Consider the following 7,435-nt stretch of genomic DNA (forward strand, 5'->3'; position numbering starts at 1 on the left):
CGACCGGCTCCGCCCTCCGGGTGGGCACCGCCGGTCAGCGGGCGTCGGGCACCCGGTCCCACTCGTCCGCGTACCGGCCGAGGACGCTCCAGTGGTCGACCGGCCACGTGACGACGAACGCCCGACCGACGACGTCGTCCGACGGGACGGTGCCGTGCACGCGCGAGTCCGCCGAGTCGTACCGGTTGTCGCCCATCACCCAGATGCGCCCGGCCGGCACCCGGACCGAGAAGTCCTCGGCCGCCACCCGGTCGGACCCCGGCGCACGCACGACGTACGGCTCATCGACCGCGTGCCCGTTCACGGAGAGCCGTCCCCGGTCATCGCAGCACGAGACGGTGTCGCCCGGCAGGCCGACCACGCGCTTGACGAGGTCGTCGCCCTGGTCCGCCCGGAGCCACCCGCCGGGGTCCCGGAACACTACGACGTCGCCCCGCCGCAGCGGCACCACACCGGGGACGAGCTCGTTCACCAGGATCCGGTCGCCGACCAGGAGCGTGCGCTCCATCGACCCGGACGGGATCGAGAACGCGCGCACGAGGTAGGCCTTGACCAGGAAGGACGCCAGCAGCGCAACGACGACGATGATCGCCAGGTCACGGACGAACCGCCACCCGGACCGCTGCGGACGCTCCCGCTCGGTCGGCGTCCCGCTCAATGCGTCAGCACCACCTTCACGAGCCCGATCGCGAAGGCGACGGCGGCCAGGACGACACCGCCCCACAGTCCGAGGAACGACGGCCGCCGTCCGCTGAACCGCTGCAGGAACACCCCGACCAGGCCGATGCGCACCACGAGGATGACGATCGCCGCGGTCTGCGCCCACGGCGCGGGCAGCCAGCCGACCCAGGCGGCGGCGTAGAGCACGGCGGGGATCAGGCCGGACGTCGCGATGGGGTTCGCGTCGCGGACGATCGCGCCGAACGTCTCCCGGTGTTCCTCGTCGTCCCCGCTGTCGCCGACGGCGTGCGCGACGAGGTGCGACAGCACGTGCGCCAGGTAGGTCAGCACGGCGGTCGCCAGGACCGTGAGCACCGCCGACCCGTGCCGGATCGCCTCCGGGTCCACCGCGATGGCGACGGCGAGCACGGTGATGTTGCCGTAGATGTACGACGACAACCGGTCGCGCAGTCGCTCGACCGGGAACGTCGACAGGTCGGGTCGGCCGCGCCGCTCACGGGGCCGGACGGGCGGGCGGGAACGAGGCATCCTCCCATCCTGGCCCTGCTGCGGCGCGTACCGCCGACCGGACACCGGGTGCGGTGCCATCCTGGGCGGGTCGGCGCACGGTCGCGTCGCACGGACGGGAGGCACGACCCATGACCCACGGACCGCTCACCAGCCGACCCCTCGCCCTGGTGACCGGCGTCGGTCGGCGCGCCGGCATCGGTGCCGCGATCGCGTCGCGACTCGCGGCCGACGGGTGGGACCTCGCCCTGTCCTGGTGGGGCCCGTACGACGAACGCGTGCACGGCGCGGCCGACCCCGACGGGGTGGACGCGGTCGTCGCCGAGGCCGAGCGTGCGGGAGCAGGCGTCACGCGCCTCCCGGTCGACCTGGCCGACGCGGAGCAGGCGGCCGCACTCGTGGGCCGAGCCGAGGCGGAGGCGGGCGTGCCCGTGACCGCGGTGGTGCTGTCGCACTGCGAGTCGGTCGACTCGGACTTCGCGACCACGACGGTCGAGTCGATGGACCGGCACCTGGCCGTGAACGTCCGCGCCCCGTTCCTGGTCGTGCAGGCGTACGCCAGACGCCTCCGCGAGGGTGCGGCCGCACCGGAGGACCGTCGTCGCGTCGTCGCGCTGACGAGCGACCACGTCGGCTTCAACCTGCCCTACGGCACGAGCAAGGGCGCGCTCGACCGGTTGATCGTCGGGGCGGCGCTCGAGCTCGGCGACGTGCGGGTGAGCGCGAACCTGGTCAACCCGGGACCGAACGACACCGGGTGGATGACCGACGAGATCCGCGCGGCCGCGGTCGCCCAGACGCCGCTCGGACGGCCCTCGATGCCGACGGACACCGCTGCCCTGGTCGGGTTCCTGCTCGGTCCGGACGGCGGGTGGGTGAACGGGCAGCTGCTGAAGACGGACGGCGGGTTCAGCGCGAAGTAGCGCACTGACCCATTTGGTTGACGCGTCAACCATTCGGGCGCACACTGGTGCCATGCACACGCAGGACCTCCTCGCCGCGGACACCGGGATGGGCGCCGTCACGCTCCGGGTCGCCGACCTCGACACGATGGTCGCCTACTACCGGGACGGCGTCGGGCTGCAGGTCCTGACGAACGACGGCGGTACCGCGGTGCTCGGCCGCGGCGCGACGCCGATCGTGGTGCTCGAGCACGCCCCGGCGATGCGGCACGCGTCCCCGCACGAGGCCGGACTGTTCCACACCGCGATCCTGTTCGACACGCAGGCCGACCTGGCGGCGGCGCTGTACTCCGTCGCGACGCGGTACCCGCGGACCTTCACGGGCAGCGCCGACCACCTCGTGAGCAACGCGTTCTACTTCCAGGACCCCGAGGGCAACGGCGTCGAGCTGTACTGGGACCGCGACCGCACCGAGTGGTCGTGGACGCACGGCATGGTCGACATGGCCACGATCTACGTGGACCCGAACGCGTTCGTGCAGGAGCACCTGACGTCCTCGGCGCTGGAGTCCGCAGCGTCGCGCCCGGGGCGGGTCGGCCACGTGCACCTGTCGGTCGGGGACGTCGCCACCGCGAAGGCGTTCTACGTCGACCGGCTCGGCTTCGCGACCACCGCGGCGATGGGTGACCAGGCGCTGTTCGTCAGTGCGGGCGGCTACCACCACCACATGGCCATGAACACGTGGAACTCCCGCGGTGCGGGGCGTCGGCAGCTCGGGCTCGGCCTCGGGCTGGTCCGGATCGAGGTCCCCGGCGCGGACGACCTCGGCGCGCTCGTGTCCCGCATGCACGACACCGGCGTGCAGACCGCCGACGACGGCCGGACCGTGGCGTTCGAGGACCCGTGGGCGAACCGCATCGAGGTGACCGCGCCCGGTCGCGGCTGAGCCGGCGCGGGCGGGCGGTCTGCGCCGATGCTCGGCTCCGCGGACTCTTTCGTGGTCGAGCAGACGCGAAACTGTCCGCCTGGCCGAGCCTCGGCCCACCGCTGCGCAGACGGAACCGGCAGGATGGGCGCGTGAGCGAAGACATCCGGTGGGAGGTGGTCGAGGAGAGCGCGCTGACGCTCCCCGACCACGAGGCGATCGCGGCGATGCTGGGGCAGGCGTTCCCGGACTGGTCGCACTGGTACGTGGGCGGCCGGGACTACGCCGGCATGCAGCCCGAGCGACGGGTGATCGGGTGGGGTGCGGACGGCGTCGTCCTCGCGCACCTCGGCATCCGCCGGATGTACGTCACCGTCGGCGGCGAGGACCTCCTCGTCGGCGACACCGGCATCGTCGCGGTGTCGCCGTCGCTGCAGGGCACGGGCGTCGGGCGCGAGTTGCTCGTCCGGACGCGCGCCGTCCTCGAGGGGCTCCGCGTGCCGTTCGGCTTCCTCGGCACCGGCGAGGACCGCGTCCCCTTCTACGCACGCTGCGGCTGGCACGAGCTCGAGGGCGCCGTCGGCACCTTCTCGGCGTTCACCGCGGACGGCGCCGGCGTGACCGAGACCGAGCAGGGCGGCTGGATGGTCCTGCCGGTCGAGGCCCGGCTCGAGGACTGGCCGGCCGGACCCATCATGCTCAACGGCCAGCAGGTCTAGGACCGACCGGACGACGGACGGGAGGCCCGGTGCCAGCTGGCACCGGGCCTCCAGTCCGTCGTGTGGTGGCGACTACGCCTCGACGGCGACCTTCTCCGGGTCCTCGTTCGAACCCGGCGCGCTCGGCGCGACCGCCGCGCGCACGCGCGCACCCAGGTCGGCGTCGACGTTCGTCCAGTAGGCGAACACGCGCTCGAGCAGGTCGTCGCGCGTCACCTTCGAGACGTGCCCGGCGATGTTGCCGACCAGGCGCTCACGGGCGGCGTCGTCGAGGACCTCGCGGTACATCGTGCCGGCCTGGCCGAAGTCGTCGTCCTCCGGGTGCAGCGTCGCGGCCGCGCGCTGCAGGGCACCGTCGGACTCCCAGCCGGGCACGTCGTCCGTGGCGTTCGGGTCGGCGTGGGCACCGCCCTGGGTGTTCGGCGCGTACACCGGCACCTCGGCCTTCTGGAAGTCGAACCGCATGGCGCCGTCCTTCGAGTACGAGTGGACCTCGTTCTTCGGGGCGTTCACCGGCAGCTGCGCGTGGTTCGTGCCGACGCGGTAGCGCTGGGCGTCCGCGTAGCTGAAGATGCGCGCGAGGAGCATCTTGTCGGGGCTCGCCGCGATGCCGGGCACGAAGTTCGACGGCGCGAACGCGGCCTGCTCGATCTGCGCGAAGTAGTTCTCCGGGTTGCGGTTCAGCTCCATCGTGCCGACCTCGATGAGCGGGTAGTCCGCGTGCGGCCACACCTTCGTCAGGTCGAACGGGTTGAAGCGGTAGCTCGCGGCGTCCTCGTAGGGCATGACCTGCACCTTGAGGACCCACTTCGGGAAGTCACGGCGCTCGATCGCCTCGAAGAGGTCGCGGATGTGGAAGTCCGCGTCCTCACCGGCGATGCGGTCGGCGTCCTCCTGCGTCAGGGTCTTGTGGCCCTGCTGCGTCTCGAAGTGGTACTTCACCCAGAAGCGCTCGCCCTCTGCGTTGATCCACTGGTAGGTGTGCGAGCTGAAGCCGTCCATGTGGCGCCAGCTCGACGGCAGGCCGCGGTCGCCCATGAGCCACGTGACCTGGTGGGCCGACTCGGGCGACAGGGTCCAGAAGTCCCACTGCATGTCGTGGTTGCGCAGGTGCGAGCCCGACAGGCGCTTCTGCGAGCGGATGAAGTCCGGGAACTTGATGCCGTCGCGGATGAAGAACACGGGGGTGTTGTTGCCGACGAGGTCGTAGTTGCCCTCCTCGGTGTAGAACTTCAGCGCGAAGCCGCGGGGGTCGCGCCAGGTGTCCGGGGAGCCCTGCTCGCCGGCGACCGACGAGAAGCGGGCGAGCATCTCGGTCTGCTTGCCCGGCTGCAGGAACGCGGCGCGGGTGTACTGCGACACGTCGTTCGTGACGGTGAAGGTGCCGAACGCACCGCCGCCCTTCGCGTGGACGACGCGCTCTGGGACACGCTCGCGGTTGAACTGGGCCAGCTTCTCGACCAGGTAGTGGTCGTGCAGGGCGAGGGGGCCGTCGGCGCCGACACCCATCGAGTGCTGGTCGCTCGAGACGGGGGCGCCACTGTTGGTCGTGGTGGTGGGGGTGCCGGCGGGGCCGGTCGTGTTCTGGTCGGACACGGTTCCTCCTCAGGTGGAACGGTTGGTTCGGTCAGGGATGCTCGGGTTGCTTCAGGCGGGGACGGCCGCGGCGTCGTCGCGCTCGGCGGCGGCGCAGCGCTCGCAGATGCCCCAGTAGGTCACCTCGGCAGTCGTCACGGCGAAGCCGTGGGTCTCCGAGGGCGTCAGGCAGGGTGCGTGACCGACCGCGCAGTCGACGTCCTCGATCGCGCCGCACATCGTGCAGACGACGTGGTGGTGGTTGTCGCCGGTGCGTCGCTCGTACCGCGCCGGGCTGCCGGCGGGCTCGATGCGGCGGACGAGCCCGACACCGGTCAGGGCGCCGAGCACCCCGTACACCGCCTGGTGGCTCGTCGTGGGGAGCTCGGCCGCGACCGCGCCGAGGATGTCGTCCGCGGTGGCGTGCGGCATCGCGGCGGACGCGCGCAGCACCGCGAGGCGCGGTGCCGTGACCCGCAGACCCGAGGCCCGCAGCAGATCCGCGTCGGCGTCCATCGCGTCCCCTCTCCCGCATCGGTTCGCTTGCATGGATTTTCTTGCATCGATCAAGACAACGTCCACCGTACACGGTCGTCGTCTGAACATGCGCGACGCGCGCGTGTCGGAGCACCCGCTCGCCGACCACCTGTGCCGATCCTCACCGGTGGGACTCCCGCGCGGGAGGCTCCCGAGGGCCTCCGGGCGGAGGATGACGACGCCCGTCCCGCCGCGCCACCAGGAGGCACCCCACGCCCGAACCCGACGTGTTCTGGAGCACCTGGCACCTCGACCCCCTGGCCGCGGTGCTGCTCGTGACCGCCGCCGCGGCCTACTTGTGGTGGCTCGTGGGGGCACGGCGACGCGGGGCACGGTGGTCGGCCTGGCGGACGACCTCGTTCGTCGCCGCGCTCGCGCTCTTCGCCGTGCTGCAGTTCGGCATCGTCGGCCGGTACGACCAGGAGCTCCGGTGGGCCTTCACGCTCCGGCTCGCACTGCTCTTCTTCGCCGTGCCGACGTTCGCCGCCCTCGCCGCCCCGGTGTCGCTCCTGCGGGTCGGTGGACCGGCGCGGTGGTCCACGACCGCCGACCGGGTGATGGGCTCGCGACCCGTGCGGGTGCTCGGGAACGCGATCGTCGCCCCCGTCGTCGGCCTGGTGCTCTTCGCGGTGCTGCTCACCCCGCTGTCCGCCGCGATCCGGCAGTCGGGCGTGTGCGCGACGGCCATCACGGTGCTCGTGCCGGTGCTCGGGTTCACGCTGCTCGCGCCGCTGTCCGAACCCGGGGTCCTGCGGAGCTCGACGTTCGTGACGATCGAGTTCCTGCTCGCCTTCGTGGAGCTGCTGCTCGACGCGGTGCCCGGCATCGTACTGCGGGTGTCGAACCACGTGCTCGACGGGTCGCTCGTGCAGGCCGTGGGGCAGCCGTGGTTCCCGTCGCCGCTGCGCGACCAGCACCTGGCGGGCGACCTGCTCTGGTTCATCGCCGAGGTCGCCGACGTGCCCGTGCTCGTGATGCTCTTCGTCCGGTGGCAGCGGACCGACCGCCGCGAGGCCCGCTCCGTCGACGCCCTGTCCGACGAGGAGATGGCCGAGCTCACCCGGGCGCACCTGCAGCGGCGGGGGTAGCGCGGGCCGGCGTGCGGCGGGCGGCGTGCGGCGGGCGGGCCGGGCGGCGTGCGGGTCGCGCGCGTTCTGCGACGAGACGCGCGTCGATCGACACGTGCGACGTCGCACGATGCCCACGCACCGGTTGCGTGCGCATCGAACGACACGGCACGCGTCGATCGACACGCACGATGTCGTGAACGACGACCACGCCGCGGGCCGCCGGGACGACGGGACGACGACCACGCCGGCGACCACGCCGCCGGCGGCCGGGACGACGGGGCCCCGGGTCGCTCGACCGAGCGGCTCGGGGCCCGTGTGCCAGGAGACCCGGCCGGCCTAGGCGTCCGCGTCCGCGTGCCGGCCGTGGTGGTCGACCGCCGCGAGCTCGTCCTCCGCGGTCGCGGGCGCGGCACCGGCAGCGTGCGCACCGGCCGGCCGACCCGCCGGGGCGTGCTGGTCGCCCAGGCCGAGGCCGGCGCCGAACTCGTCTGCATGAGCGGCATGATGGACGGCCAGATC

General features: G+C 72.7%; 8 protein-coding genes. 4 read left to right on the top strand and 4 right to left on the bottom strand.

The window, feature by feature from the left end; genetic code table 11:
- Positions 1-34: 34 nt before the first annotated feature.
- The gene (gene lepB, locus H7A69_RS13385; protein ID WP_259346230.1) at positions 35-658 is read right to left on the bottom strand and encodes a signal peptidase I; all 624 of its coding nucleotides are present in this window, start codon (positions 656-658) and stop codon (positions 35-37) included.
- The gene (locus H7A69_RS13390) at positions 655-1,209 is read right to left on the bottom strand and encodes a hypothetical protein (protein WP_182047443.1); all 555 of its coding nucleotides are present in this window, start codon (positions 1,207-1,209) and stop codon (positions 655-657) included. The genes lepB and H7A69_RS13390 overlap by 4 nt, the downstream gene beginning before the upstream one ends.
- Positions 1,210-1,319: 110 nt before the next feature.
- On the opposite strand from H7A69_RS13390, the gene H7A69_RS13395 reads away from it, so the two are divergent.
- The 3 genes from H7A69_RS13395 (at position 1,320) to H7A69_RS13405 (ending at position 3,734) form a co-directional block, all read left to right on the top strand.
- Positions 1,320-2,111 (top strand): SDR family oxidoreductase, encoded by a 792-nt coding sequence (locus H7A69_RS13395; protein WP_182047444.1) that lies wholly within the window; start codon positions 1,320-1,322, stop codon positions 2,109-2,111.
- Positions 2,112-2,163: 52 nt separating this feature from the next.
- Complete coding sequence (locus tag H7A69_RS13400; protein ID WP_220456260.1) at positions 2,164-3,036, top strand: VOC family protein; 873 nt, start codon at positions 2,164-2,166, stop codon at positions 3,034-3,036.
- A gap of 131 nt (positions 3,037-3,167) precedes the next feature.
- Complete coding sequence (locus tag H7A69_RS13405) at positions 3,168-3,734, top strand: GNAT family N-acetyltransferase (RefSeq protein ID WP_182047445.1); 567 nt, start codon at positions 3,168-3,170, stop codon at positions 3,732-3,734.
- Positions 3,735-3,806: 72 nt separating this feature from the next.
- On the opposite strand, the gene H7A69_RS13410 is transcribed toward H7A69_RS13405, so the two are convergent.
- Together H7A69_RS13410 and H7A69_RS13415 are read right to left on the bottom strand one after the other, a co-directional pair.
- On the bottom strand, positions 3,807-5,330 hold the full coding sequence (locus H7A69_RS13410; protein ID WP_182047446.1) for a catalase: 1,524 nt from the start codon (positions 5,328-5,330) through the stop codon (positions 3,807-3,809).
- A gap of 51 nt (positions 5,331-5,381) precedes the next feature.
- Positions 5,382-5,825, bottom strand: a complete 444-nt coding sequence (locus tag H7A69_RS13415; protein ID WP_182047447.1) for a Fur family transcriptional regulator — start codon at positions 5,823-5,825, stop codon at positions 5,382-5,384.
- Between the two features lie 248 nt (positions 5,826-6,073).
- On the opposite strand from H7A69_RS13415, the gene H7A69_RS13420 reads away from it, so the two are divergent.
- Positions 6,074-6,934: a cytochrome c oxidase assembly protein gene (locus tag H7A69_RS13420; RefSeq protein WP_259346231.1), complete on the top strand. Its 861-nt coding sequence runs from the start codon at positions 6,074-6,076 to the stop codon at positions 6,932-6,934.
- Positions 6,935-7,435: the final 501 nt, after the last annotated feature.

The organism is Curtobacterium sp. ME26, from assembly GCF_903970945.1.
GTDB classification, from domain to species: Bacteria; Actinomycetota; Actinomycetes; order Actinomycetales; family Microbacteriaceae; genus Curtobacterium; species Curtobacterium citri.